The sequence below is a fragment of the Acinetobacter sp. PC34 genome, assembly GCF_051789135.1.
Lineage (GTDB): Bacteria > Pseudomonadota > Gammaproteobacteria > Pseudomonadales > Moraxellaceae > Acinetobacter > Acinetobacter johnsonii.
In genome coordinates this window covers 2,401,598-2,428,181 of the sequence record NZ_CP196664.1, presented here as the reverse complement: position 1 = coordinate 2,428,181, position 26,584 = coordinate 2,401,598, and the positions used below count along the sequence as shown (strand labels likewise).

The 26,584-nt window shown below is 41.2% G+C and carries 19 protein-coding genes and 1 pseudogene; 10 read left to right on the top strand and 10 right to left on the bottom strand.

Annotation, left to right across the window (positions count from 1 at the left end; translation table 11 throughout):
* Window positions 1-64: 64 nt before the first annotated feature.
* Window positions 65-448 (top strand): endonuclease domain-containing protein, encoded by a 384-nt coding sequence (locus ACSC9N_RS11845; RefSeq protein WP_058952528.1) that lies wholly within the window; start codon window positions 65-67, stop codon window positions 446-448.
* Window positions 449-540: 92 nt separating this feature from the next.
* Here ACSC9N_RS11845 and ACSC9N_RS11840 read toward each other — a convergent pair whose 3' ends face one another.
* Window positions 541-2,352, bottom strand: a complete 1,812-nt coding sequence (locus ACSC9N_RS11840; protein WP_058952106.1) for an ATP-dependent nuclease — start codon at window positions 2,350-2,352, stop codon at window positions 541-543.
* Window positions 2,353-2,455: 103 nt separating this feature from the next.
* Between ACSC9N_RS11840 and ACSC9N_RS11835 the strand changes: the two are divergent.
* Window positions 2,456-3,221, top strand: a pseudogene (locus ACSC9N_RS11835) (IS5-like element ISAba31 family transposase).
* Between the two features lie 190 nt (window positions 3,222-3,411).
* Here ACSC9N_RS11835 and metH read toward each other — a convergent pair.
* Window positions 3,412-7,098, bottom strand: coding sequence for a methionine synthase (gene metH / locus ACSC9N_RS11830; protein WP_094148779.1), 3,687 nt, complete (start codon window positions 7,096-7,098; stop codon window positions 3,412-3,414).
* 426 nt (window positions 7,099-7,524) lie between these two features.
* On the opposite strand from metH, the gene ACSC9N_RS11825 reads away from it, so the two are divergent.
* Window positions 7,525-9,144 (top strand): inorganic phosphate transporter, encoded by a 1,620-nt coding sequence (locus tag ACSC9N_RS11825; protein ID WP_058952104.1) that lies wholly within the window; start codon window positions 7,525-7,527, stop codon window positions 9,142-9,144.
* An 87-nt stretch (window positions 9,145-9,231) separates the two neighbouring features.
* Here the strand turns inward: ACSC9N_RS11825 and ACSC9N_RS11820 are convergent, their stop codons facing one another.
* The 3 genes from ACSC9N_RS11820 to ACSC9N_RS11810 all read right to left on the bottom strand — a co-directional run bounded on the left by ACSC9N_RS11820 (window position 9,232) and on the right by ACSC9N_RS11810 (window position 11,838).
* Entirely contained in the window at window positions 9,232-10,779 is a 1,548-nt protein-coding gene (locus ACSC9N_RS11820) for a hypothetical protein (protein WP_058952103.1), read from the bottom strand.
* 144 nt (window positions 10,780-10,923) lie between these two features.
* The gene (locus ACSC9N_RS11815) at window positions 10,924-11,091 is read right to left on the bottom strand and encodes a hypothetical protein (RefSeq protein ID WP_094148780.1); all 168 of its coding nucleotides are present in this window, start codon (window positions 11,089-11,091) and stop codon (window positions 10,924-10,926) included.
* A 129-nt stretch (window positions 11,092-11,220) separates the two neighbouring features.
* The gene (locus tag ACSC9N_RS11810; RefSeq protein WP_058952102.1) at window positions 11,221-11,838 is read right to left on the bottom strand and encodes a rhomboid family intramembrane serine protease; all 618 of its coding nucleotides are present in this window, start codon (window positions 11,836-11,838) and stop codon (window positions 11,221-11,223) included.
* 160 nt (window positions 11,839-11,998) lie between these two features.
* On the opposite strand from ACSC9N_RS11810, the gene nfuA reads away from it, so the two are divergent.
* Window positions 11,999-12,637, top strand: coding sequence for a Fe-S biogenesis protein NfuA (nfuA, locus tag ACSC9N_RS11805; protein ID WP_004981041.1), 639 nt, complete (start codon window positions 11,999-12,001; stop codon window positions 12,635-12,637).
* Window positions 12,638-12,810: 173 nt separating this feature from the next.
* Entirely contained in the window at window positions 12,811-14,871 is a 2,061-nt protein-coding gene (locus tag ACSC9N_RS11800; RefSeq protein ID WP_058952101.1) for a TonB-dependent receptor domain-containing protein, read from the top strand.
* A gap of 49 nt (window positions 14,872-14,920) precedes the next feature.
* Here ACSC9N_RS11800 and ACSC9N_RS11795 read toward each other — a convergent pair whose 3' ends face one another.
* Together ACSC9N_RS11795 and ACSC9N_RS11790 are read right to left on the bottom strand one after the other, a co-directional pair.
* Window positions 14,921-15,922, bottom strand: a complete 1,002-nt coding sequence (locus ACSC9N_RS11795; protein ID WP_058952100.1) for a hypothetical protein — start codon at window positions 15,920-15,922, stop codon at window positions 14,921-14,923.
* Between the two features lie 15 nt (window positions 15,923-15,937).
* On the bottom strand, window positions 15,938-16,969 hold the full coding sequence (locus tag ACSC9N_RS11790) for an alpha/beta fold hydrolase (protein WP_058952099.1): 1,032 nt from the start codon (window positions 16,967-16,969) through the stop codon (window positions 15,938-15,940).
* 310 nt (window positions 16,970-17,279) lie between these two features.
* On the opposite strand from ACSC9N_RS11790, the gene ACSC9N_RS11785 reads away from it, so the two are divergent.
* A complete protein-coding gene (locus ACSC9N_RS11785; RefSeq protein ID WP_004981036.1) occupies window positions 17,280-17,894 on the top strand; it encodes a carbonic anhydrase in 615 nt (204 codons plus the stop codon).
* A 30-nt stretch (window positions 17,895-17,924) separates the two neighbouring features.
* Here ACSC9N_RS11785 and ACSC9N_RS11780 read toward each other — a convergent pair whose 3' ends face one another.
* Complete coding sequence (locus ACSC9N_RS11780; protein ID WP_439036041.1) at window positions 17,925-18,566, bottom strand: arylesterase; 642 nt, start codon at window positions 18,564-18,566, stop codon at window positions 17,925-17,927.
* An 11-nt stretch (window positions 18,567-18,577) separates the two neighbouring features.
* On the opposite strand from ACSC9N_RS11780, the gene ACSC9N_RS11775 reads away from it, so the two are divergent.
* A complete protein-coding gene (locus tag ACSC9N_RS11775) occupies window positions 18,578-19,306 on the top strand; it encodes an ABC transporter ATP-binding protein (protein ID WP_058952097.1) in 729 nt (242 codons plus the stop codon).
* A gap of 2 nt (window positions 19,307-19,308) precedes the next feature.
* Window positions 19,309-21,798, top strand: coding sequence for an ABC transporter permease (locus ACSC9N_RS11770; protein ID WP_439036040.1), 2,490 nt, complete (start codon window positions 19,309-19,311; stop codon window positions 21,796-21,798).
* Between the two features lie 30 nt (window positions 21,799-21,828).
* Here ACSC9N_RS11770 and ACSC9N_RS11765 read toward each other — a convergent pair whose 3' ends face one another.
* The gene (locus ACSC9N_RS11765) at window positions 21,829-22,644 is read right to left on the bottom strand and encodes a rhomboid family intramembrane serine protease (RefSeq protein WP_058952095.1); all 816 of its coding nucleotides are present in this window, start codon (window positions 22,642-22,644) and stop codon (window positions 21,829-21,831) included.
* A 77-nt stretch (window positions 22,645-22,721) separates the two neighbouring features.
* On the opposite strand from ACSC9N_RS11765, the gene mtgA reads away from it, so the two are divergent.
* Together mtgA and ppk1 are read left to right on the top strand one after the other, a co-directional pair.
* Window positions 22,722-23,396 carry a monofunctional biosynthetic peptidoglycan transglycosylase gene (gene mtgA, locus ACSC9N_RS11760; RefSeq protein WP_058952094.1) on the top strand — a complete coding sequence of 225 codons (675 nt, stop codon included), beginning with the start codon at window positions 22,722-22,724 and terminating at the stop codon, window positions 23,394-23,396.
* A 110-nt stretch (window positions 23,397-23,506) separates the two neighbouring features.
* Entirely contained in the window at window positions 23,507-25,591 is a 2,085-nt protein-coding gene (gene ppk1 / locus ACSC9N_RS11755) for a polyphosphate kinase 1 (protein ID WP_058952093.1), read from the top strand.
* Window positions 25,592-25,677: 86 nt separating this feature from the next.
* Here the strand turns inward: ppk1 and oxyR are convergent, their stop codons facing one another.
* On the bottom strand, window positions 25,678-26,580 hold the full coding sequence (gene oxyR, locus ACSC9N_RS11750) for a LysR family transcriptional regulator OxyR (protein ID WP_004981021.1): 903 nt from the start codon (window positions 26,578-26,580) through the stop codon (window positions 25,678-25,680).
* Window positions 26,581-26,584 lie beyond the last annotated feature (4 nt).

The following is a 26,584-nucleotide window of genomic DNA, read 5'->3' as shown; positions in this document are numbered from 1 at the left end:
GTTATTCTCTGGCAGTATTATGCCAAGGTTATTATAAGAAGATATGAAAATTAAGAGTGCCGTGATGCAACCTTATAACAAATACTTAAAACTTCCATCTCGTGATTTACGTAATAGTATGACTGATGCTGAACAACTGTTATGGCAGAGATTAAGACGTAAACAGATTTTAGGGCTGCAGTTTTATAGACAGAAGCCGATTCTAAATTTTATCGTCGATTTTTATTGTCCTGCAGCGAATTTAATTATCGAATGTGATGGTGGGCAGCATTACACCGAAGATGGTCGTTCGGCTGACCAAATTCGGGATCAAGCTTTAAGTGAATTAGGGCTTGTGGTGGTGAGGTATAGTAACAGGCAGATTTTGACTGAGATTGATGGGGTGGTGGAGCAGATTTATTGTGTTGTTGAGCAAAGGTTAGAACTTATTAAATTAGAATCCCCCTAAATCCCCCTTTGAGAAAGGGGGACTTCTCGCAAATTTGATGGTGGTATTTTTTCGCGGAGTTCCTCCCTTTTTTAAAGGGAGGTTAGGAGGGATTATTTTAAGGTTATTGTTGGGATTGAATCTTCAAGATCTGCTAATTCATTCCAGCAAATAGCGCCATTTGGTAAAGTCGTATTGTTAATTTCTAAAATTCCATCCAAAAGTTGTTTAATCGTAGCGTATTTAATTTCACATTCTTTAATATTGTTTATACAGTTTTCAGGTTTATCTGATTCTACTGTCTCTGCAAAATATGCTGATTCAAAGTTTATGAGTGATGCTATTACGCGTGATTTATTTGTCATTTGAGCTTTTATTTTATTGTTGTTAGTCCATGCAGGATTTGTGATAGTAATTGTGTCATAAACTTTATGTTTATCTGAACTTAAGTCTTTATTTATTCTCTTACTTAGACATTGTTGTGTATCAGTGTCGTGAAGTACGTAATATTTGTTTTTAAAGTGATTTAATACTTTCATCATTGATGCAACAGTAACTTTTCCTCTTGCTCTAATTATATTTAAATCATGGTAGTGTTCATTGCTTAATGATTCTTTTTCACGGATATAATTAAATGCCGAGTATTCAGTGTCACCCTCTACAATGAGAATTTTTCCACCAAAAAATGCTTGTGAAATATGTGAGTCGAATAAATTCATTAATTTTAAATTTTCTTTATCGTCAGCATCTAGCTGTACGTTTTCAGGTCTATAAAGTGTTGAAGCTTCAATGTCATTATTAAGACTTTTTTCTACCCTAATAACAGTTGTGTGATCTTTACTTAAATCAATAAAATTCGGTGAATGTGTGGCAATCATTATTTGCCAATTATTATTTTCTGGTAATGAATATAAAACATCACGGGCGTTAGCGATAGCCAAAGGATGTAAACTTACTTCAGGTTCATCAAGAAGTAAGATGTGTGAAGTATTGGAGCCTAAATTTTCATGCTGAGATTTTGCATTTTTTGCAGTTGTATTTTTAGCTTTGATGCCTTTATCAGCTAGAAGTTTTAAAATGGTCCATAAGGCGGTTCGTCGACTACCACTTCCTTGTTTTTCCAAAGGGAATTTTTCTCCATTTATCGTCCCCATATGAACATCAAATTCATCACCAAGTAAAGTTATTTCTATTGGAGTATTTATTTCAGGTGAAGAGATTTTAAGCTCATGATTTGGAAAAATTTTTCCAATTATTTCATTTGCAGAGGTTTCAAGTTCTTCAATATTTTGTATTTGTTGACTTTTTGTAGTTTTTCTTAGGGTATCTAATGACTCAATAATGGTCTCATAGATTGTTTTATCATCTTCATCTGAGCTTTTATGCGTTTTAATTGCCTCATCTAATAAATTTTTTAGTAGAGATTTAATAGCTCTTGCTTGAATTTCAGGTTCATCAAAAGTACTAACTCGGTGTGGTTTGGGTCTTCTAGCTTTTGCTACACTATTGACTCCCCAAGGCATTTTTTCAGCATCAGTTTGTATAGCAAATCTTTGTTCATGTATATTGAATCCAACTCGTATAGGTTCTTTCTTTGTACCCGCCCATGTCCATTTTTCTTTAACTAGAAAAGTTCCATCATCTAATGGTAAACACCATTCATTACCAGGTTTTGTATCATTTGTCGTAATTGAGTGTACTTCGATTTCAGGTAAACAATCTGGAGAAACTTGATTATTATGAAAGTCAGACTCTTCTAATTGTAAATTGTCTGTAACAACCTCAAAGGCTCTTAAAATTGTACTCTTACCAGCATTATTTGCTCCAACTAAAATTACAATTTTATCAATTTCTAATTCAATGGAATTTGACCCAATACAACCAAAGTTTTTAATGATTAATTTTTTAATCTTTGGAATAGACATATTTCCCCATGCTCAAAGCAATTTAGGGGGTGTTGACACTTTTAGCTTAAAAAAATAGCGAAGTAGTAAAATCAAATCGCCAAACCCAATTTTACTATTCGCTATGCCTCGTACCATGCTGACAGATCAACACTGGCAAAAGTTGAAAGTTATTCTGCGTAATTTATCCATTCACCACAACTCAAATTTACGCAATTTTATTGAAGCTATTCTCTATAGAATTAGAACAGGCTGTCCGTGGCGAGATATTCCTTGTTGTTTTGGTCATTCAAACTCTATTTTTAAACGTTTTAATCGTTGGTCAAGCAGCGGTAAGTTACTTAGATTATTCAAATTACTAGCCTCATGCCCCGATATGGAGTGGATTTTTATTGATGGCTCTCATGTACGTGCTCATCAACATTCTGCCGGCATAGCGAATCAATCTATTTCTAAAAGTGTAGGAGGAAATTCCTCAAAAATACATTTGATTGTTGATGCACATGGCAATCCTATTGATTTCATGATTACCGATGGAACCACACATGATGTTAAAGTTGCACCTGATTTAATATCAACATTAGATTTAAAAGAGACAAAAGTGGTATGTGCAGATAAAGGCTATGATTCAGAACCACTGCGTGAACAGATCAGGAAAACAGGGACTAAAGCGAATATACCAAAGAAAACAAATAGCCAATCGAACAATGACCATATGGACTGGTATTTATATAAAATCAGGCATTTAGTTGAAAATATGTTTTGTAGATTAAAGCAATTTAGAGGAATAGCTACTCGATATGACAAGCTCAAAAGAAATTATCAAAGTTCTGTTGCTTTAGCCTGTATATTTTTATGGCTACCTTTATAGGGTTAATTATGAACAGTAAATGTCAACAGACCCTAATTATTTATTTGATATTATAGATTTTATTTTTTTATTCAATATGTTAATCCCTCCCAACCTCCCTTTGAAAAGGGAGGAGCTGTCACGTAACAAATTGAATCACATGACATCCCCCTCTTTTTTAAAGAAGGTGAGAAGCATTGCTTCGTAAGGGAGATTATAAGAACTCTAAATTAAATAATCGAATCATCTAAATTCGGCGCTAACCAACGCTTCGCTACATCCAGTGTCCAACCTTTACGCTTTGCATAATCCTCAAGCTGATCTTGAGAAATCTTGCCCACGTTAAAGTATTCACTTTCAGGGTGTGAATAATAGAAACCACTCACAGAAGAAGGTGGCATCATCGCAAAGTGTTCAGTCAATTTTGTACCAATCTTCGCTTCTGAACCTAACCAATCAAATAACACTGCTTTCTCCGAATGCTCTGGGCAAGCAGGGTAACCTGGTGCAGGACGAATACCGACATACTTCTCTTTAATCAGCTCTTCATTACTCAAGGTTTCATCGGCTTTATAGCCCCAGAACTCTTTACGAATACGCTCGTGTAAGTACTCTGCAAAAGCTTCAGCAAAACGATCCGCTAAAGACTGAACTAAGATTGCAGAATAATCATCACCTTTGGCTTTGTATTCATTCGCCAATTCCTCTGCGCCAAAGATTGATACCGTGAAACCACCAAGATAATCGGTATTGTCCTTCGAGGTGCTAATAAAGTCGGCTAAAGATAAATTCGGCTTGCCTGTAACTTTGTCAGACTGCTGACGCAAGTGTTCAAAAGTATGCGTGACATTCTGCGCTGTTTCATCAAACACGCTGACTGTATCTGCACCTGTGCGTTGAGCAGGATATAGACCAAATACAGCACGGGCATCGAAACGATTATTCTCGATCACATCTTTGAGCATGGCTTGCGCTTGGTTATATAAATCCGTTGCAGCTTCACCGACTACTTCATCTTCTAGGATTTTCGGGAATTTACCCGCCAAGCTCCAAGAAATAAAGAATGGGGTCCAGTCAAAATATTCAACCAATGTTGCCAATGGATAGTTGGTGATGACTTGCGTACCCAAAGCATTTGGCTTTGGTGGCACATAGTTGTCATCAATCTTAAAGCCATTTTCAACAGATTCTGCATAGCCAAGCTTCGCTGCTTTCGGTTGCTTGTTGGCTAAACGCTCACGAATTTTGGCATATTCAGCACGATGCTCGGCAATAAAGTTGCCACGCATTTCTTTAGACAGCAGGGTGGTTGCCACACCAACAGCACGTGAAGCATCAGCCACATAAATCACCGCATCATTGGAATATTGCGGGTCAATTTTAACGGCGGTATGTGCTTTAGAGGTCGTTGCACCACCAATCAACAATGGAATTTTGAAGCCCTTACGTTGCATTTCTTTGGCCACAAACACCATTTCATCTAAAGATGGCGTGATCAAACCAGACAAACCGATGATGTCACATTTTTCATCAATCGCGGTTTGCAGGATTTTTTCCGCAGGAACCATGACGCCGAGGTCAACGATGTCATAACCATTACAACCCAAGACCACGCCCACGATATTCTTACCAATATCATGTACGTCACCTTTTACGGTTGCCATTAACACACGACCTTTGGATTGTGCATTGCCTTTTTCGGCTTCGATGTACGGGTTCAACCAAGCCACAGCTTGTTTCATCACACGTGCAGATTTCACCACTTGTGGTAGGAACATTTTACCCGAACCGAACAGATCACCGACCACGTTCATGCCATCCATCAAAGCACCTTCAATCACATCCAGTGGACGTTTAGCTTTGAGGCGGGCTTCTTCGGTATCTTCGTCGATATAGGTAGTGATGCCTTTTACCAACGCATATTCGAGACGTTTTTCAACGGATTCATTGCGCCATTCAAGGTTTTCAGCTTCACGCTGCGCGCCACTATGACCACGGAATTTTTCTGCCACTTCAAGCAATTTTTCTGTGGCGTTTTGACCTGATTCACCTTGGTTTTGATTCAGAACAACATCTTCAACAGCATCTTTCAGTTCTTTTGGAATATCGTCATAAATCGCCATTTGACCCGCGTTGACGATCCCCATGGTCATGCCTTGTTTGATGGCATAGTAAAGGAACACAGAGTGAATCGCTTCACGTACAGGTTCATTACCACGGAAGGAGAAGGAGACGTTAGAGACACCACCTGAGATCATAGCATGCGGTAGGTTTTGCTTGATCCAACCTGTGGCTTCAATAAAGTCGACGCCATAGTTATTATGTTCTTCAATCCCTGTTGCAACTGCAAACACGTTCGGGTCAAAAATAATATCTTCGGCAGGGAAGCCAACATCATTGACTAAAACATCATAAGAACGTTTACAGATTTCACGCTTGCGTTCAGCAGTATCAGCTTGTCCTGTTTCATCAAAGGCCATAACAATTATCGCAGCACCGTACTGTCGGCATAAACGCGCTTTTTCGACAAACTCGTCATAACCTTCTTTTAAGGAAATCGAGTTGACGACTGGCTTACCTTGTACGCATTTCAAACCAGCTTCAATGATTTCCCATTTTGATGAGTCAATCATGATTGGCACACGAGAAATATCAGGCTCAGATGCAACCAGATTCAGGAAATGCACCATCGCATTTTGCGAATCGAGCATCCCTTCATCCATGTTAATGTCGATGATTTGTGCACCAGCTTCAACTTGTTGTTGTGCAACTTCTAAAGCTTCAGCAAACTTTTCTTCACGGATGAGACGTAGGAATTTTTTTGAGCCTGTGACGTTGGTACGTTCACCGACGTTCACGAATAGCGAATCATCATAAATGTTAAACGGTTCTAAACCACTTAAACGGCAGGCAGGTTTGGTTTCTGGCACCTGACGTGGCTGAATGTCTTTCACTGCATTGTAAATTGCACGGATATGATCAGGCGTTGTACCACAGCAACCACCGGTAATATTGATCAAACCACTTTCTGCAAATTCTTTAATGAAGGCTGCGGTTTGTTCAGGGGTTTCGTCATATTCACCAAAAGCATTTGGCAAGCCTGCATTTGGATGCGCTGAAACAAAAGTATCGGCTACATCAGCAATGGTTTTCACGTGTGGACGCATGGCATCTGCACCTAGGGCGCAGTTAAAACCAATTGAGAGTAAGTCACCATGACGAACCGAGTTCCAGAACGCTTCTGCGGTTTGACCTGTTAAGGTACGACCAGATGCATCGGTAATGGTGCCTGAGATCATGAGTGGAAGTTCACGACCAATTTGTTTGAACACTTCTTTTACTGCAAAGATCGCAGCTTTACAGTTTAAGGTATCGAACACGGTTTCGATCAAGATGATGTCTGCACCACCTTCAATCAAGGCATGCGTCGCTTCGATGTAGTTTTCTTTGAGTTCATCAAAAGTAATGTTGCGGAACGCAGGGTCATTTACATTCGGTGAAATCGAACAGGTACGTGATGTGGGCCCCAATACACCTGCCACAAAACGTGGTTTGTCAGGGGTTGAATATTTTTCACAAGCGGCTTTGGCTAAGCGTGCCGCTTCGCGGTTAATCTCGGGAACAAGATCTTCCATGTGGTAATCCGACATTGAAACACGTGTGCCGTTAAAGCTGTTGGTTTCAATAATGTCTGCACCAGCATCGAGGTACGCTTCATGAATGCCTTGAATAATTTGCGGTTGAGTCAATACCAACAGGTCATTGTTACCTTTGAGGTCAGAAGCCCAATCTACAAAGCGTTCACCACGATAATCTTCTTCTTCGAGCTTGTGACGCTGAATCATGGTACCCATCGCACCATCGATAATAAGGATGCGCTCGGCAAGAAGTGCTTTTAAGGTGGCAAGTGTAGACATTCAAAACTCACAAACAGGTTTTCAAAACGTGCAATATTTTAGCAGAAAAGCAGGTTGATTGATGCCTAATTCAAGTGGTATTGGCTATATGGCAAATAAAAAAGGCTGATTTAGCTTTAGTTTTCACGAAAGTGAAATATAGACCCGCTATGTTAATAGATCAGAAGAAATAGAGATGAAAAATATTGATTGGAGCAGATTGTTACAGACAGCACAGCCAAATGTAAGAAAATAATTCAGCGTAATCCGCACCGAAAAGTTAAATTTTGAGCCAGCACAGTGCGTTCAAGGCTTATAAGCGATTTACTGCTGATCTAAAATAAGCCAATTATGAAAAAATTGGCTTCATGTGACACGCATTTGTCATATAATTGTCACAATTAAATTGAACAATAGGGGATATTGATATCCTCTTTAGCCGTCTGCATGAATTCTAATATTCCTCCCGTCCAAGATCAGGTGCACGTGACACAGGTCAAGTCGACGAATGTGCACGTACCTACACCGAAATTTTTTATGCCGGTGTTTTTAACGGTCATTATTTCAACGCTAATTTATATTGGCTTTCAGCTTTCTGCTGACTTATCGCATGTTCCTGCACTGAATCTTTACTCTTTAATTCTTTTAGCGACGGCGTTGTTCATTGCTTTGGGTTTTGAGTTTGTAAATGGCTTCCACGACACTGCCAATGCGGTTGCAACGGTCATTTATACAAATGCACTGTCTGCACCTGTTGCGGTGATGTGGGCAGGTTTCTGTAACTTTCTTGGGGTTATGGTCGCAAGTGGTGCAGTGGCTTACGGTATTATTGCGCTGCTGCCCGTTGAGTTGATTATGAATGTCAGCTCAGGCGCAGGTTTTGCCATGGTGTTTGCCATGTTGATTGCTGCGATTTTGTGGAACTTGGGCACATGGTTCTTGGGTATTCCAGCATCAAGTTCACATACTTTGATCGGTTCGATCTTAGGTGTGGGCATCATGAACTACTTGATGCATTCAGGCAGTGGTGCTTCGGGTGTCGATATGGATCAGGTGATTAAAGTCGGTAAAGCTTTACTGTTTTCACCCATGATCGGTTTTGCTTTTGCAGCAGTGTTGTTCTTATTGGTGAAAAAAATCTTTAAGAAACAACTGGAACTGTTCCAACCACCTGAAGGCAACAAACCACCACCTCCACTGATTCGTGCCATTTTGATTTTTACTTGCACAGGTGTAAGTTTTGCTCACGGTTCAAATGACGGTCAAAAAGGTATGGGTCTAATCATGCTGATTTTGATTGGTATTGTGCCTTTGGCTTATTCTTTAAATAAGAATTTAGATTCACAGCACATTCAGTCATTTGCTCAACTTTCAGATCAAACTGCGGCTGTGATTTATCCGAATCATAACGATATTGCAGATGAAAAAGCCCGTACGGTGATCACGCAATATATTCAAACCAAAGAAATGACCCCAGAAGTCGTACCTGCTTTAGCCAGTTTGACAGATCATTTGGGTGAGCGTGTTGGCCATTATGGAGATCTTAAAGATATTCCTGAAGCTGAAGTTTCTGCACTACGTAATGACATGTACTTAAGCACGACAGCGTTCAAACGTTTGGATAAAGCGAATCAATTGCCAGCGATGTCGGAAGAGGGCAAAAAGACAGTAAAAGAATATCGTAGTAACTTAGATTCATTCTTACAGTACATCCCAACGTGGGTGAAAGTGGCTGTGGCATTGGCTTTAGGTCTAGGTACGATGGTCGGTTGGAAGCGTATTGTCGTGACTGTGGGGGAGCGTATTGGTAAGAACCATATGACTTATGGTCAAGGTATGTCAGCCGAGTTAGTGGCTATGACTACGATTGCAGCTGCGGATGGCTTTGGTATGCCAGTATCGACCACACACGTATTGAACTCTGCGGTAGCAGGGACCATGGTGGCGAATAAGTCAGGTCTGAATTTTGCAACAGTGAGAACCATTCTTTCGGCTTGGATCTTTACCTTACCAGCCACGATCTGTTTATCAGGTGGTTTGTTCTGGTTGTTCCTACAGTTCGTTTAATTTGATGCGTAAAAACCAATGATAAAAAAACGCTACCTAAGGTAGCGTTTTTTAGCTCTGTATTTTATGAACGATGCTGTTCATATTTTACTTTTTGAACTTCGCCCAGACTTTGTCTAAAGGTAGTTTATCTGCGGCAAAGCCATAAAGTGCTGCAAAGGGCAGTGCAGTACGTGCTAAATAAGCTACACGCCATAAGCCACCGTGATTGGCGCCGTGCATCATCAGTTCTAAAGGATGTTCAAGTTTGACCTCTGGGTTAGCTACAGACTTAGGATTACGGAGATCATGGATCCATAAAGCCGCCATGATGGCATTGGTTGTTTCAGGCTTAAAGGCTTCAACATCAAACAAGCTCGCCCCATTAAATGCGGCTTTGAGCAGTGGATTTTTGGTGACAGAATGCGTGGTGGTTGATGGTGCAATATTGATGCTGACGCGCTGACCTTCCGAGCGAGCAAGCGTTGCACGCCACTGTTGAATCCGTTTAGCCAATGCATAGTTTGGCCCTTGCTCAATCACTAAACAGTCGGTGATGCCGTAAGACTTGTTATTATCCGACTCGACGAGGTCATGTAGGTTTTTCTTGAAGAACAGTTGTCCACTGAGGGTTGAAATACTTTTACTGATCATCTGTTGCGTTTTAGAACGACCACTGAACTTTTGCTCAGATGCTGTAATGACTTCTTCAGGTACGGCATAGACATCGGTAGGTGTACACATATACATCAAGCTGGTATCTACTTTGTGCGCGCTGACATGTTGCATAATTGCATCCATCGCAACGGAAACGCGGACATGCTTTTCACCATCCAAATACGCAATCGCGGCCAAATCTAACTGATGTGGGTTTTGTACCAACCATTGTGCAATTTCAGGTACTTGTGTCAGTAGGTTTGCACCGAGTTTTTCTTTTAAAACAGCGACAGGTGTTTCTGCACTCAGCGCTTCAACCGATGGGGCATATAGCGTGGCATTGCCGTGTTGAATGGTGTCTAAAATTTTGCCCCATACACGACTATTGGGTAAATCAACCGCCACAATATTGGCTTTCCATTGGGCTAACCATGTGAGCGGGCCAGCTTCAGATGCTGCACCGAACAAAACCATCGTGCGATCAGATAAATCAAACCATTCAGGATGTTCCACACAGGCAATCAGTGCTTCAGCGTGACTGGGTTCAATCACCCCAGCATCTAACCATGTTTGGATTTGTGCGAGTAAGGCATCGCCACTGAGTTGTTGGCCTTTATAAGGCACTGACCACTCAGGCGCAGCATCATTTTCACCTTTGAGTTTAATAGTATGCAGTGGTGCGCTTTCAAGTGACATTACATCTTTGAGGAGATGCTTTTGCCCATCTCGATAAAACTCAAACACATTATGTGCTTTGTTGAGCCCATCTTGTGCCATTTGAATCGGTGCAATTTGATTACGAATCCCAAATTCAACTAAGGATTTAAAATAGCGTGGATATTGTTTACGCCAGTTCTTTTCTGTAAGTGCAGTAACAGAGCTTTGGGGATCAACATTGGCTAAGGCCTCTGCAATAATCTCTTTCCCTGTACGTGAGGTACTAACTTTTTGTGTTTTCGAGTAAATTGGAAATTGAAGACCATCTAAGGGATTGGACATGCAAGAAATCTCACTGGCATTTGCTATTTATATACAGTTGTAAACATTATCTATGCCAAATCAAATTCCTGCTTGGCATTTCATGCCAAATTTATGTAAAAATATATGTAATAAAAAAGCCTTCTGAACAGAAGGCTTTTGAGTTTAGCAGCGACCTTTTTTGGCCTGTCCGGGTGGACAGAAATCGCCTTGGCCATGAGGATAATAAGAACGATCAGGATCGACGATGATACTCCCTTCAGGGGTATTTACCGCACAGGCTGTAAAACTGAGGCTGATCATCAAGGCTGCAAATATAGACATTATTTTCATAGCAATTTCCTTGGTTTATAGTTGTCCTGATGTTTATTGTAAAAATCAGGACCACCCGTTGCTGTGAAAAAATGTTACTAAGCCTATATGCGTATGGATGCAATCCATTTGCAATCTAGGGGTTCGGCTTTAAATAGGTAACTGGGTTAATTTGCTCAGAAAGTGTGGAATAAGACGCGGCTCTAAAACTAGGGTCATGATGACCCCATAAGCAGCTCCCCAAAGATGGGCGCTATGATTGATGTTGGAGTTGCCTTTTTTACCTGACCAGATGCTATATGCCACGTACAACACTGCAAAAATAATCGCAGGTACTGGAATAAAAAACACAAAAATGAGCTTCCAAGGTTCAAACAACACATAAGCGAACAAGACCGCAGAGACCGCACCAGAAGCACCAAGGCTCGCCCAGCGCACATCATTCTTATGTTTTAAATAACTTGGTAAAATGGCAAAAATTAAGCCACCCAGATAAAACAAAATAAAACCTAACTCATAGAAGTATTGGCGGTAAAAACTTTCAATAATGCTACCAAAGAAAAATAGGGTGAACATATTGAACAGGAGATGCATACCATCGGCATGAATAAAGCCATGTGTAATAAAACGATCGTATTGCCCACGTTGCATCGCAGGAGGCCAGAAAATCAGACGGTTCATCACGTTCTGATTTGAAAATGCCACCATAGAAATTATGACAGTAATAATAATGATCGTAACTGTATGATTAAAAGGTAAATCCAACATTTCTGAGATGTTCTACATATAACTATCTTGTGGTCATAATGCCATTAAATTGAGCGAAAAGATGAACTTTCACAATAAATCCGACAATTTTGGTTGATTTTTTTTAATTACCCCGCATCTTCAGTTAAAATAGCAACTTCAGCTTGAGGAAATGATTGTTATGTCGACTGAGAATAGCAGCACTGCAGTTGCAGAGGAAATTCCAAACTTATTGATTACTCCGACTGCACAAGAGTATTTACGTGATTTATTAGAAAAACAAAATACACCGGGCATTGCTGTACGTGTATTTGTTGAAAATCCGGGTACACCACGTGCTGAATGTTGTATGGCATATAGTGCGCCTGAAGAAGTGATCCCAACCGATTACCGTCAAGATTATCCAGACTTTCCTGCGTATATCGACACACCGTCTATTCCATATTTATTAGATGCGGTGATTGATTACAATAAAGACCGTTTTGGTGGGCAGTTGACATTCCGTGCACCAAACTCGAAAGTACCACGCGTAGGACCTGATGCATCGATTGAAGAGCGTATTACATATATTCTTCAGTCTGAAATTAACCCAGGCCTAGCAGGGCATGGTGGTAACTGTGCATTGGTTGAAGTTGTTGAAGATGAAGAACATGGTTTAACGGCTGTACTGAAATTCGGTGGTGGTTGCCAAGGCTGTTCAGCAATTGATGTCACGTTGAAACAGGGTGTTGAAACGACTCTGCAACAACACATTCCTGAGTTACGTCGTGTTATTGACCAGACGGATCATACGCAGGCTGAAGGCGCGTACTTCAAATAAATTTGAATCGACTTTACCAAATAACCTCCTTAAATTAGGGGGTTATATTTTATCTAAAGCTAAAATGTAATTGAGAATAATTATCAATATTTATTGCAATATGTTTATCGTTTGTTAAAATGCCCTATGAAATTTACACAATCTCTCCTTTTTTGTATTTAGGTGTATGCGTTATGGGTAAAAATCTGACGAGATCAACTTTAGCTTTGGCTGTTGTAGGGGCAATGAGTTCATTTGCGATGGCAAATGACGTTGTGGAAACCACAAATGAGAAAGAAGCAACACAATTACAGACGATTGTTGTATCGGCAACGGGTTATGAGCAGGATGTTTCAAAAGCACCAGCATCAATTACTGTGATTAGCCGTGAAGAATTAGATAAACGTGAATATAACGATATTACAGATGTTTTGAGAAGTGTTCCGGGTGTTGTTATTACGGGTGAAAATGCAAGTCAAACAGTTAGTATTCGAGGAATGTCTTCGAATTACACCTTGTTCTTAGTCGATGGAAAGCGTCAATATTCTAAAGACGTTAACCCAAATGGCGATGACTACGGTATGGAGAAAAATATTCTTCCTCCAGTTGCATCCATTGAGCGAATTGAAATTATCCGTGGTCCAGCATCTACATTGTATGGTTCTGATGCTATGGGTGGCGTGATTAATATTATTACTAAAAAAGTGACGGATGTTTGGACTGGGAATGTTGAGTTAGGCACAACTATTCAAGATAAAAATAATTCTGGAGACATTCGTAATGGTTCTGTTTATTTAGCAGGGCCGATTATTCAAGATAAAGTTGGCTTGCAGTTAGGTCTAAATCATTTAGAGAGAAAAGAAGACTCTTATTTAGGTGGTTTTACAGGCCATACAACGGAAAGTTTAAATTCACGTTTAACTTATGTGCTTAATGATCAACACGACTTAGCTGTAGAGGCAAATTTCTTCACACAAGAGTCTGAGGCTACGGCAGGTAAAACGGTTGCAGCAACAGGTACTGACTCTGCAAGTCGAAATATACGTAGTGTTTATGCCTTAACGCATAATGGGCGATATACCGATAATTTGGATAGTAAATCTTATATTCAATATGAAAATTCTAAAAACCCAGATCGTGAAAATACGTTCGTGGGAACGAAGGGAATTGATTTAGAAACATGGACTGCAAATACACAGTGGAATTGGTTGTTAGGTAATCATACACTGGCTTTTGGTGGGTATTATAAAGATGAAAGTTTGTTAGATCGAGCAACAAACCGAAATCCGTTGGTTCCAGAGTTTGATGAATTGACACGCTGGTCAGCTGCTGCATTCTTAGAAGACACATGGAGTTTAACCGATCGTTTTAATTTAACGCTTGGGGCCCGTTATGACCATGATGAACTATATCAAGGAAATATTTCTCCGCGAATTTATGGTGTTTATAACTTTACTGACCAATTTACCGTGAAGGGTGGGGTTTCTACAGGTTATAAACAACCAGATATTCGTTCTGTGACGGACGGCTTCTATAGTGTGACAGGAGGAAGTGGTTCTCCAACAACAACGGGTCGAGGAATTATTAAAGCAAATCCAGACCTAGAACCAGAATCAACTGTTACTTCAGAGTTAGGTTTTTACTGGAACAATGATCACGTTAATACCTCTATTACAGGTTATGTAACTCAGTTTAAAGATCGAATTGAAGAAATTCGTGAATGTGATTCAACGGGTAATGCTGACTACAACCGTAATGATGTTTCAACGTGGAAATGTTCTGAAAACGGTATTCCATTTGCATTTATCAGCACACGTGAAAACATTGGTAAAGCTGAGTTACGTGGTGTAGAGGTGACATTTGATGCCAAATTAGCTGAATATACAACCTTAACTGCAAATTATACGTTCACAGATACAGAAATTAAATCAGGTCAATTTAAAGGGCAGCCTTTAAATGGCATGCCTGAACATGTATTTAATGTAACAGTAGATCATGACTTAACCGATGCTTTGAATATTTGGAGCCGATTACATGTGCGCGGAGAAACTACACCGTATTTAGGTCGCTCAAGTATGTCTGACCCAATTCCTGGATATAACTTCCTCGATGTTGGTTTTAACTATAAATTTGCACCAAACTTGAAAGGTAAATTTGGTGTTTATAATGTGTTAGATGAAACTGCAGAGAATGCTGATGGTGAGCAAACTTTAGATGGTCGTCGCTATGGTGTAAGTTTTGTTGCTAATTTCTAATACATAGAAATTAGAATTAGAGACCCGTTTCTTCAACGGGTCTTTTTATTTAGGGGATTAAAATACTCTGTGCTTGGTCAGAATAATAAAACTGTTCTAAATAATAGCGCGCTCGATCACGTAAGTAATCAGAACGAATGAGTTCTTGAATAATAGGGTTCAACAAATCTTGAAGTTGATTTTGGACTAAGGCTTCGTCGATATTTAAGTCGCGTAGTAGTAAATCAAAAGGCCGTTCTTGGTTGCGAATGTACCAAGCGTAAACACCATCATGCACCTGTTGCTGCAGATAGTCTGTTTGACGCATATGCTCCCAAATTTCGTGCCCCATAGTGACAGTTTGAGGCAAGTCCTGCACTTCAATATAATTTTTCAAAACTGATAAATGCATATCTTTGATTTTGTGCCAGAGGTTGGCTTGAAAATGATATAGCTTTTCATCATTAAAGTTTTGATTTAACACTTGTTCACTCATTTGACTGAGTTTTAAGATGTTCTTTTGCAAATAATGTCCGATGGTGTCATTCAGATTAGAATCTGTGACGGTTTCCAGTACCGACTTGCCCATTTTCATAAAACTAGAGACACCCGGCACACGTTTGGTCATGACGGAGTTGTTCAAATAGTCTTGAATCGAGTGCTGAATGAGCTGAGTAATCATGGCTGAAAAAGCTGGGTTATTTACCACAGTTTTAATCAGGCGTTGACGATGCCCACTTTTACTCGCGACATACTGCGCAATTTTGTCGATGGTGAGTACTGGAATCACATCGGCAATTTTTGTTGATTCATTGATGGGGTGAATCAAAGCAAATTTGATGTGCTCTGCAATTTGTGAAATTAGATGCTCGGTCGCAGGTGTGGCTAGGATTTGTTTTTGCAACAGCGCATTGATGTCTTCAAAGCTCCACAGTTGCTGCAAAGTTTGTTTTCTAAACCATTGATAAAATAGGGTGAATTCATTTTGTACGGTACTTGCTTGCGAAAACTCATGATCTAAAAAACTAAGATGAGCTTCAATGAGCTGCTCAATCATCGGGTGTTTCTGCATACGTACTCAACAAAATTAATTTAGTGGAATCAGTTTATCAGCCAATGGGTTTTTTAACTTTTGTGTTTTTGCAAGAAAAGGCAGGTAGTGCTGTGCAACTGCTTGTTCTGCCTCCAAAAGTGGCATATGACCAACATTGTTAAGGATGACAGGAGCTTCAGCACGTTTCAATAAAGATTTGAGCTCATTCGCCACTTCGACATTAATAATTTTGTCCTGCTTACCCCATAAAATGAGGGTGGGAGCTTCAATATTCCGGGTCACTCGAGCAAAGGAGTCAGTGGTATAAATTCGGTTCAAGGTCACCAATTGATCAATGACTTTGCTGTTTTTTTCAGCCTGAGTAATTAACTGTTTTTCTTGGGCGCGTTTTAAATAATAGGGCATTTTGATTGGGGTTTGCATGACACGTTGCATTACATCATCCAAATCGCCCGGCTTGCTCACAATCAAGTGCTTTAAATATTGTGGGTCTTTGGCATAGTTGGTGTTAGCGTTTTTATAAATGCCCGCACTGTTTAATAAAAACAAACTTTGCGTGTCAAAAGGGTATTGCGCGGCATATAGGGTTGCAATAGAACCACCGATAGAATGTCCTGCAACATTCAGCTTATCTTGTATATGAATGGCTTCAACAAAACGACGGAGTCGCTCTGTGACATTTGGCATAGAGATATCAAAATCATCAGGGACTTTGGTATCGCCATTGGTCGGAAGGTCGGGGATAACCACGTGGTAATACGGCGTTAGAAACTGTGCTACACGGTTCCAATTGTCCCGATTTCCAGCAAAACCATGAATCAGCAAAATAGTCGGTTTATCAACTGCACCACCTTCGTTATAACTCCAAACGATATCATCCACTTTAAGCGTTTTGGTTTTTAAGCCAGCGCTGACGCGTTCTTGTAGAAGGTAGCTTTGTAAACTGAGTTTGTCTTTGATGATGGTATTTTCTACCGCATGGCTGGCGAAAGAAAATGACAAAGCTAAAGCGAATAGACTGGCCTTTAGACTTTGTTTCAAGACGGATTTTAAGCGCATCATCATGGTTCATCCTTAAACGGAGATGAATGAAAAAACTGACCGAATAAGATAAAAATGCTCTGATTTTGAATAGTTTTTATGTTTATTTACAGGTCTGTTTGATTCTAATCGCTTTCATGCAAATGTCATTAATTATTTATTTGAAAGGATATGCGGCATTTTGATAAAGTGTGAACTGTGTAATGGTTTTATTGATATAAAATGCAACTTCAAAATCAAGCAAAAAAAGAAGCGGCTATGTTTTTTGCAAGTGACAATCAATTTCGCTGGGATTAAACTAGTCCAACTTAATAACAACCGAGTGGGAAAGGGAATGCTAACAGCTCAAGAAGCTTTAAGCCGTCTAAAACAAGGTAACCAACGTTTTGTAGCGGGTGAGACAACCCACCATAAGCAATTGTCTCACCAAGCACGAGCAGAGATGGCGGAAGACCAAAATCCATTTGCCATTGTACTCGGATGTTCCGATTCTCGTGTGCCTGCAGAAATGGTCTTTGACCAAGGTTTGGGTGATCTGTTTGTTATTCGTGTTGCAGGAAATGTGGTTGCACCTTCGCAAGTTGGCAGTGTTGAATTTGCGGCTGAGCGTTATGACTGTGCGGTCGTTGTGGTACTTGGTCATAGCCACTGTGGTGCGATTCAAGCCACTATTGACACCCTGATGAACCCAGATAGCCCACCGTCTGCAAACCTGATGTCGATTGTAAACCGTGTCCGTCCTTCGGTTGAAACCTTGATGCAAACTGAACTGAAACATGATTTATGCAAACTGTCTAAACACGCGGTGCGTTCAAATGTATTTGCTTCTGTAAATCAGTTACGTCATGGCTCAGCTGTGCTTGAAAGTTTAATTGCCAAAGGCAAGTTACAAGTGGTTGGCGCTGAGTACTCACTTGAAAGTGGTGAAGTGGTTTTTTTTGACTTCTGATCCTATGTGCTGATCAGAGTAAAAGGCGCTTTATAAAGCGCCTTTTATATAGGGATAAGCTAAATTTAATAAAATAGGCTGTGCTTTGCCATTTGGATGAACTAAATCTTTTTGCATCAAGCTTTTATTTCCTGCTACACCTTCCAAAAAGAAGGGCAGCAATTTAACTTTGTATTGTTGACTGACCATTTTGTAATTACTTTCAAATGCCTTGCTATAGGCTGTGCCATAGTTTGGTGGTATTTTCATTCCCAACACAACCACAGTGGCATTGGCTTTTTGACTTTGTTGAATCAGTTGCGCTAAATTTTTTTGAATCATCTGAGGTGGTTGACCCCGCAGTCCATCATTCCCGCCAAGCTCAATCACCACCACATTTGGCTTATGCGTTTGCAACAGTTTGGGTAAACGAGCCAAAGCGCCACTGGTGGTTTCACCACTCACACTGGCATTGACCACTTTATGCTGTTTCGGATACTGTTGGTTTAACCGTTTTTGCAGTAAATTTACCCATGCTTGCTGTGGTTCTATGCCATAACCTGCACTAATGCTATCTCCTAAAACCATCACGGTTTTTGCAAAAACCCAAGTGGGGCTTAGGCACAGTGCAAGCAAAACCAAGTATGAACTGATACGTTTTTTAAATTTGCGATTTTGCACGAATATTTGCATATAGGGATGTTATGACCCAAGTTCATAGTGATGTAAGCATCATGCCACAAGTGATTATTTCTGCCCAGCAACTGACACAAAAGATTAAACTTCCGCAAAAAGAACTGACCATTTTCTCAGATTTGAGTCTCAGCATATCAGCAGGTGAACAAGTCGCAATTACAGGACGTTCAGGTTCAGGAAAGTCTACCTTACTGGGTATTTTGGCGACCTTAGACCAGGCTAGCGGTGGTGAGCTAATCGTTTGTGGTGAAAGTATTTCCAAGCTCAATGAAGAACAGCGTGCGAATGTGCGTTTGAAGCATATTGGCTTTGTGTTTCAGTCCTTTCAACTGCTGCCACACCTGACTGCTGTTGAAAATGTGATGCTGCCGTTACGGCTTCATGCATCATTTAACTTCGCTGAAGTGGAGCAACGTGCTTTGAGTTTGTTGCAAAAGGTTGGATTAGAGCGACAGGCCACTCAAACACCGAAGGTACTTTCGGGTGGGGAGCAGCAGCGCGTTGCAATTGCCCGTGCGCTGATTGCTGAGCCAAAAATTATCTTTGCCGATGAACCAACAGGAAACTTAGACAGTCAAACTGCGCGAGAAATTGAGCAATTATTGTTTCAGTTGAACCGTGAGTTGGGTACGACCCTCATTTTAGTGACGCATGACCATACGCTTGCAGAACAGTGCCAGCGCCATTTTGAATTACTCGATGGTCAGTTGATCGAACATCCTCGAACGGGAGGATGAAAATGAATTCTCTATTTCAGCCCTTACTGAAGCAAAGTTTTAAAAGTAGCGGTGTGTATTTATTGATTATTGCATTGATTCTCGCGATCAGTGCGACGACCGCGCTGAAGTTTAGTAATGAGCAAGTTCAAAATGCCGTAGCGCTGCAAGCCGCCGAGATGCTAGCAGGGGATTTGGTTTTAACGGACAGTCAAAAGCTCGATCCGAAATGGAAAGCGCAAGCGACAGCTCTCGATTTAAAACAATCAGAAGTCACTGTCTTTAGTTCGATGGCATATACCGATGATCAGTTTGTTATGGTCAATGTCAAAGCCATCGATCAAGCCTTCCCTCTGCGCGGAGAGTTACGTATTCAGCCTGCGGCGAAGCATATTGCTTCAGGTGAAGTGTGGTTGAGTCAACGTGCTATGGATTTGCTACGGGTTAAACTGGGCGATCAGCTGAATATTGCAGATGGTACTTTCAAGGTGACAGGCTTGATTGAGCATGACTCCAATCAAGAGTTAGGTTTTTCTGGGTTCTCGCCGACGGTGATTATCTCAAAAGCGGATATTGCCAAGACCAATGCCATCCAAGTCGGTAGTCGTATTGACTATCGTCTACTGATGGCAGGTACCACACAAAATACCCAGCAGTTTGAAGCAAATTTTAAGAAGCAAAATGCAGCATTTATGGATGTCGATGCGGCAGCTCAAAGTGCTAATGCGGAAGAACCACAAAACAGCTTACGCCTACGCAATGCCAGTGAGGGCAATACCCGTTTAATGAAACCAATTGCAAATTTGGACACTTTTTTGCAGTTGGCGAATATCTTAACGATTTTGCTGTGTGGAATTGCGATTGCTTTGACCAGTCAGCGCTTTGTACAACAAAACCAAGACCACATTGCGCTATTACGTTGTATGGGGGCTGCGAAGTCACAAATTCTCTGGGCTTATCTCAGCTTGTTGGGTGTGGTGTTCTTGCTCGCCATGCTGGTCGGGAGTGCAGTGGGTGTAGGGTTGGGTTATGGCTTGTTACATTTGATGTTACAACTGATTCCACACTTAAGTATTGCGTTTTCAGCGTGGGATATGCTGCTCGGACCGATTCCGATTGCCATGTTGACCAGTGCTGTAGTACTTCTGGGTTTTGTCTTACCGAGTTTTTGGGAACTTTTGAATACCCCACCGATCCGAGTCATTCGCAGTCAAGAAAAATCGGTTTCGTCTATGTTTTGGATGTTGCTCGCAGGAACAGCTAGTCTGGCACTGTTTAGTATCGTTCTGACTGAAAATATGGTACTAACAGCTATGGTGATTGGTGCAATTATCATTCTGTGTGTAGTGCTATGCAGTGTGGTCTGGCTGAGTTTGAAGTTTATCCGTGGCTTAAAAAATGCGATTTCTGCTTATGTCCGTACGCCTTACCAGACTGCATTTCAGATTACCGCATTGGCTTTGGGGCTCAGTTTAATTACGGTCTTAGCCGTGCTACGCACTGATTTATTAGAGCGCTGGCAACAGCAAATTCCTGCGGGAACGCCGAATCAGTTTGTATATGGTTTACCGCCTTTTGACATGCCTGAGTTAAAAGCACAAATTGAGCAGAATCACTGGAACAGTACGCCGCTCTATCCGAATATTCGAGGTAGACTGATTGCCAAAAATGGACAACCTTTTGCTGCGGATTTGGTGAAGCAAAATAATTCCTTACGCCGCGAGTTAAATCTGATCCAAGCAGACCGTTATCCTAAAGATAATGTGATTGTCTCTGGCGCATCAAAACTCACAGCAAAAGGACAAGTTTCGGTAGAAGCCAATACCGCAACAGAGCTTGGGATAAAAGTGGGGGATCAACTGACCTTTAGCTTACCAGAGGGTGTCATTCACGCCAAAGTGGCAAACTTACGAACTGTAGAATGGGAAAGTTTTAGCCCAAACTTCTTCTTTATTTTTGCGCCACAGACCATGGATGAAAATGCGGGCAGTTATTTGGGCAGTTTTTATGTACCAGAGTCTGACAAAGCGAAATTGGTCAGCATTATTCAGCAATTTTCCAACACTGTCTTTATTGATGTCAGTTTAATTTTAGATGAAATTAAGCGCATTGTTACGGTGCTGGTGCAGATTGTCACGATCCTTGCAGCTTTAGTGAGTATTTCAGGTATTCTGGTTTTAATTGCTTGCCTGAACTTACTTATGGATGAGCGTAAACGTGAAGTGGCGCTATTACGTTCATTTGGTGGTTCCAAGCAAAAACTCAGAACCATGCTCAGTCTAGAAATTGGCTTTATTGGTTTTATGGCAGGTGTGGTTTCTTGTTTATTTGCTGAAGCGATAAGTGCGGTCGCATGTTATCGCATGGGATTAGCCATTCAGCCACACTGGGAAATCTGGCTCATTTTACCACTGTTCATGACCTTACTCTGCGCGCTGATTGGGCGTTATCGCTTAAGTTATCTCAGTGATATTCCGCCTTTACAAAGTTTGAGAGAGATCAATCAATCGTGATTGATCTCTTAATACGTTAAGCGTTGAATCTTAGAAATTGAGCTGTTGACGCATCATCATTAATACTTCTGACCATAAGGGTTGAATGTAGACCACAAGGTTTTGGCAGTGTAAGTAAAACCAATATGATCCGCAGGCCGCTAAAACAAGGCTCAGCGGCATAATCCAACGCTGCTGCATTTTTTGGGAGAGATACCAAAGTGCCGCCAAGACAGCACCCATCAACATGCCGCCAATATGTGCAGCATTGTTAATACCTGAAATCATAAAGCCCATGGCTAAGTTGATTCCCATCACGATGAGCAAAGTCTTTTTATCTAAAATAAAACGTTGCTGTGGGAGCATCGGCAGTAGCGATAGAACCGTCAGTGCTGCCCCCAGTCCCATGACCGCACCTGAAGCCCCTGCACCGACACGCGGCAAGAGTTCAGGGTTTGCTAAACCCACACGAATTAGTTCATAACTGTCTTGAATGGCGATATAACCACTGAGCAAGCTACCCATGAGACCAGCAAGAACATATAGCGCAAGAAAATAGACACGTCCAAACATTTGCTCCAACACACTGCCAAAAATATACAGCGCCCACATGTTCAACATGAGGTGAACCAAGCCAAAATGAAAGAACATACTGCTTAATAAACGCATTGGTTCAGCCAAGAAGGTAAGTGGTGCATAGTCTGCTCCCCAGCGTATGGCATCAGCTGTACTTGGATTGCTGACATCCATGCCATGCAGGATTTGCCAAAAAAACAACCCAACATTCACGGCAATAATGACGGCGGTAATCCACCATAAATGTACGTCAAATTTTGTTTTGATTTGCGGAGGTGTAAGCTCGGTCATGCCATTCTTGCTAAAATTTTGCTATATTTGCCCAAGCTTAGCATGAATAAAAATGATTTTTGGAGTAAGCCACTGGCATGAAAGCTTTTATTTTTCGTAGTTTGTTAGTCGCTGTCAGCTTCGTGCTTTTGGTACAGTTGTGGATTTTTGCAAGTCTAGCGTGGTGGCGTTACAAGCCAGTGGAAACCACCATGTTTATGCGGATTGATTATTGGTCTGAGCCATCTAAACCGATTCAACACGAATGGCGTGATTATGATGAGATCAGTGAGTACATGAAAAAAGCCATTGTTGCGGCTGAAGATGGCAAATTTATGCAACATCATGGTTTTGACTGGGATGGCATTCAAGCCGCGCTTGAGCGTAATAATGACACGGGTAAAGTGGTTGCGGGTGGTTCAACAATTTCTCAGCAATTGGCCAAAAACTTATTTTTATATAACAAGCGTTCATTCATTCGTAAAGGTCAAGAAGCTGTTGCAACTTGGATGATGGAACGGATGTGGAGCAAAGAACGCATCTTAGAGGTATATCTGAACTCGGTGGAATTTGGCGATAATATCTATGGCGTGGAAGCTGCAACCCAACACTATTTTGGTAAAAGTTCACGTAGCTTAAGCCGAGAGCAGGCGGTCTTTTTAGCGGCCATTTTGCCTAATCCGAAATACTACCAAGACCATCAAAATGACCGTAAGTTACAAAACCGCGAGCGCATGATTCGAAAGTATATGCGCTATAGCGATATCCCTTAATTTGATTGATCTGAAAAAGCCCAAATTTATGGGCTTTTTTTTATGAAATTGTCACAAAATTGAAGCATACTTATCATGATAAAACGCATTCAAATAATCAAAGGTTAGCTATGAATACGGCAGCAAGCACATCTCCGATACCACAACCTGAATACGCGTATAACGATCGCTATATTAACCGTGAGTTATCGATATTAGATTTCCATTTACGTGTATTGGAACAAGCCGTAGATCCTTTACATCCGCTGTTAGAACGGATGAATTTCTTACTGATTTTTTCACGTAACTTAGATGAGTTCTTTGAAATTCGTGTTGCGGGCGTCATGGAACAGTTGGATCTGGGTAATGAAAGCCGTAGCCCCGATGGCTTAACCCCACGCCAAGTCCTCGACCAAATTTCGCAAACTGCACATGCTGCAATTGAACGTCAGTATCGTATTCTCAATGATGAAATTCTACCGAAATTGCGTGAGGAAGATATTTGCTTTTTACGCCGTGGGGAACTGACGCCTGCACAGTCTTCATGGGTGAAGAAATATTTCCAAGAACAGGTCGCACCTGTCTTAACACCGATTAGCCTTGACCCTGCGCATCCATTTCCGCGTTTAGTGAATAAAAGTCTCAACTTTATCGTGACATTGGAAGGGAAAGACGCATTTGGTCGTCAGATTGATTTGGCCGTTGTTCCTGCACCACGTTCATTGCCACGTGTGGTTCGTCTACCGGATGAGCTCACAGGTGGAAAAGAGCATCATGTGATGCTTTCAGCCATTATCCATGAGCATGTTTCTGACTTGTTCCCAGGGATGACAGCAACTGGCTGTTATCAGTTCCGTGTCACACGGAATGCTGATTTAGCGCTCAATGAAGATGTGGAAGACTTAGCCAAAGCACTGAAAGGTGAGTTAAGTTCTCGTCGTTTCGGACGTGCAGTACGTTTGGAAGTTACACAAAACTGTCCAGAACATATCTATAACTACTTGCTAGATGAATTTGATCTGCATCAAGAGCAGTTGTATAAAGTCGAAGGGCCTGTGAACTTGGCACGTTTATTGTCCAATTTTAAACGTCCACATCTACGTTATGACGCGCATATTCCTGTTATTCCTAAAGTGTTGAAAAAGTCGGAAAGCATGTTCTCTGCGATGCAGAAACAGGATATTTTACTACATCATCCGTTTGAGTCTTTCGCACCTGTGATTAACTTGTTGCGTGAAGCGGCACGTGACCCACAAGTGTTGGCGATTAAGCAAACCCTCTATCGCAGTGGTGCAGACTCTGAAATTGTACAAGTCCTAGCCGAAGCGGCGCGTAATGGGAAAGAAGTTACCGCGGTGATTGAGCTGCGTGCGCGTTTTGATGAAGAGTCAAATATCGAAGTGGCGAATGTACTACAAGAAGCGGGTGCAGTGGTTGTTTACGGCATTGTGGGCTATAAAACTCATGCCAAAATGATTCTTGTGGTACGCCGTGAAAATAATAAACTCGTTCGTTATGTGCACTTGGGAACGGGTAACTACCATGCGGGTAATGCACGTATTTATACCGACTATGGTTTGCTCACGACCGATAAAGAGTTGTGTGAAGATGTACACCGTATTTTCCAAGAATTGACAGGTATGGGGAAAATGGCGAAGCTGAAAAAGCTACTTCATGCGCCGTTTACGCTCCATGCACAACTGATCAACTTTATTGATGATGAAATTGCCAATGCGAAAGCGGGTAAGAAAGCGCAGATTATTGTGAAAGTGAATGCACTAACTGAAGTGCAACTGATCAACAAGCTGTATGAGGCATCGCAGGCGGGTGTACAAATTGATCTCATTATTCGTTCAATTTGTTGTCTACGCCCGGGCTTGCCAGGGCTTTCGGAAAACATTCGTGTACGTTCGATCGTGGGGCGTTTCTTAGAACATACGCGTGTTTTCTATTTTAGTAATAATGGCGATGCACGCATTTATGGTTCGAGCGCCGACTGGATGGATCGGAACCTATTTAATCGTGTTGAGGCCTGTTTCCCAATTGAAGATCCAGCTTTGAAAAAACGTATTTATCAGCAAGGTTTGTTGACCTATTTGCAGGATAATCAACAAGCTTGGTTACTACAAGGTGATGGAACTTGGCTTCGTGCGACGCCAGCTGAAGGCGAAACCGAGCATAATGCACAGCGTTATTTGCTAGATGTGATTAAATAATTTTGGGGGGAGGCTTGGATCTAAAAAAGATTCAGGCACAAAAAAAGGAGTCATGTTTGACTCCTTTTTTATGCACTAAAATAAGCTTAGTGTAGATCTTGAGTAATTTTTTGCAGGATTTGTAATAGCACATCAAATTCGCTTTGTAGCGGAGTGCTTTTACGTGTCACCAAAGCCAAGATACGACTTGGAGCAGCTTCAATTTGTTTGACCATTAAATCTGGATTCGCTTTAATCATATTGGTATGAATTGCGATTTCAGGTAATAAAGTAAAACCAAGATCAGCCGATACCATTTCCACAAGGGTCGGTAAAGAACTCGCTTTTAAACGATGATCGTTTTTACGCTCACCAATAGGGCAGGCACTTAGAGTGTGGTCACGTAAGCAGTGGCCTTCTTCAAGCAACATTAAACGCGAAAGGTCTAAGTCGTCTAGCGATTTGGCTTGGCTTGCGATATCTGATTTATTGCAGACCAAAAACAAACTTTCTTTTGCGACTTCAGCAACTTTTAAGCCACGTGTATCAAAAGGTAGAGCCAAAACGACCATGTCTAAATTGCCATGTTCGAGTTTTTCTACAATTTTCTCACTTTGCGCTTCGTGTAAATGTAGTTGAATTTTAGGGAGTTGCTTATGCACTTCATCTAACAATTGCGCCAGAATAAATGGCGCAATGGTTGGAATAACACCTAGATGTAAATCACCAGTTAAAGGCTCGCTCATTTCTCGGCTTAAACGCATCAGGTCTTGAGCATCTGCCAGTAGAACACGAGCACGAGCAACGACTTGCTCGCCTAGAGGAGTTAAGCGCACATTTTGGCGATCACGCTCTACAAGTACGCCACCGAGTAGGCGTTCAAGCTCCATAATCCCGCCCGACAAAGTCGATTGGGTTACAAATGAACGGCGTGCAGCTTCAGTAAAATGCAGCGTTTCTGACAGTGTAACGAGATATGACAGCTGTCTTAAGGATGGTAATGCAGCCATAGTG

What these genes read in the sequence shown, in the direction of transcription:
- ACSC9N_RS11825 (WP_058952104.1), top strand. Translation starts at nt 7,525, where the DNA reads ATGAATTCTAATATTCCTCCCGTCCAAGATCAGGTGCACGTGACACAG.
- ACSC9N_RS11820 (WP_058952103.1), bottom strand. Translation starts at nt 10,779, where the DNA reads ATGTCCAATCCCTTAGATGGTCTTCAATTTCCAATTTACTCGAAAACA.
- ACSC9N_RS11840 (WP_058952106.1), bottom strand. Translation starts at nt 2,352, where the DNA reads ATGTCTATTCCAAAGATTAAAAAATTAATCATTAAAAACTTTGGTTGT.
- ACSC9N_RS11845 (WP_058952528.1), top strand. Translation starts at nt 65, where the DNA reads ATGCAACCTTATAACAAATACTTAAAACTTCCATCTCGTGATTTACGT.
- oxyR (WP_004981021.1), bottom strand. Translation starts at nt 26,580, where the DNA reads ATGGCTGCATTACCATCCTTAAGACAGCTGTCATATCTCGTTACACTG.
- nfuA (WP_004981041.1), top strand. Translation starts at nt 11,999, where the DNA reads ATGTCGACTGAGAATAGCAGCACTGCAGTTGCAGAGGAAATTCCAAAC.
- ACSC9N_RS11810 (WP_058952102.1), bottom strand. Translation starts at nt 11,838, where the DNA reads ATGTTGGATTTACCTTTTAATCATACAGTTACGATCATTATTATTACT.
- metH (WP_094148779.1), bottom strand. Translation starts at nt 7,098, where the DNA reads ATGTCTACACTTGCCACCTTAAAAGCACTTCTTGCCGAGCGCATCCTT.
- ACSC9N_RS11780 (WP_439036041.1), bottom strand. Translation starts at nt 18,566, where the DNA reads ATGCAAATATTCGTGCAAAATCGCAAATTTAAAAAACGTATCAGTTCA.
- ppk1 (WP_058952093.1), top strand. Translation starts at nt 23,507, where the DNA reads ATGAATACGGCAGCAAGCACATCTCCGATACCACAACCTGAATACGCG.
- ACSC9N_RS11795 (WP_058952100.1), bottom strand. Translation starts at nt 15,922, where the DNA reads ATGCAGAAACACCCGATGATTGAGCAGCTCATTGAAGCTCATCTTAGT.
- ACSC9N_RS11800 (WP_058952101.1), top strand. Translation starts at nt 12,811, where the DNA reads ATGGGTAAAAATCTGACGAGATCAACTTTAGCTTTGGCTGTTGTAGGG.
- ACSC9N_RS11790 (WP_058952099.1), bottom strand. Translation starts at nt 16,969, where the DNA reads ATGATGATGCGCTTAAAATCCGTCTTGAAACAAAGTCTAAAGGCCAGT.
- ACSC9N_RS11815 (WP_094148780.1), bottom strand. Translation starts at nt 11,091, where the DNA reads ATGAAAATAATGTCTATATTTGCAGCCTTGATGATCAGCCTCAGTTTT.
- mtgA (WP_058952094.1), top strand. Translation starts at nt 22,722, where the DNA reads ATGAAAGCTTTTATTTTTCGTAGTTTGTTAGTCGCTGTCAGCTTCGTG.
- ACSC9N_RS11765 (WP_058952095.1), bottom strand. Translation starts at nt 22,644, where the DNA reads ATGACCGAGCTTACACCTCCGCAAATCAAAACAAAATTTGACGTACAT.
- ACSC9N_RS11785 (WP_004981036.1), top strand. Translation starts at nt 17,280, where the DNA reads ATGCTAACAGCTCAAGAAGCTTTAAGCCGTCTAAAACAAGGTAACCAA.
- ACSC9N_RS11770 (WP_439036040.1), top strand. Translation starts at nt 19,309, where the DNA reads ATGAATTCTCTATTTCAGCCCTTACTGAAGCAAAGTTTTAAAAGTAGC.
- ACSC9N_RS11775 (WP_058952097.1), top strand. Translation starts at nt 18,578, where the DNA reads ATGACCCAAGTTCATAGTGATGTAAGCATCATGCCACAAGTGATTATT.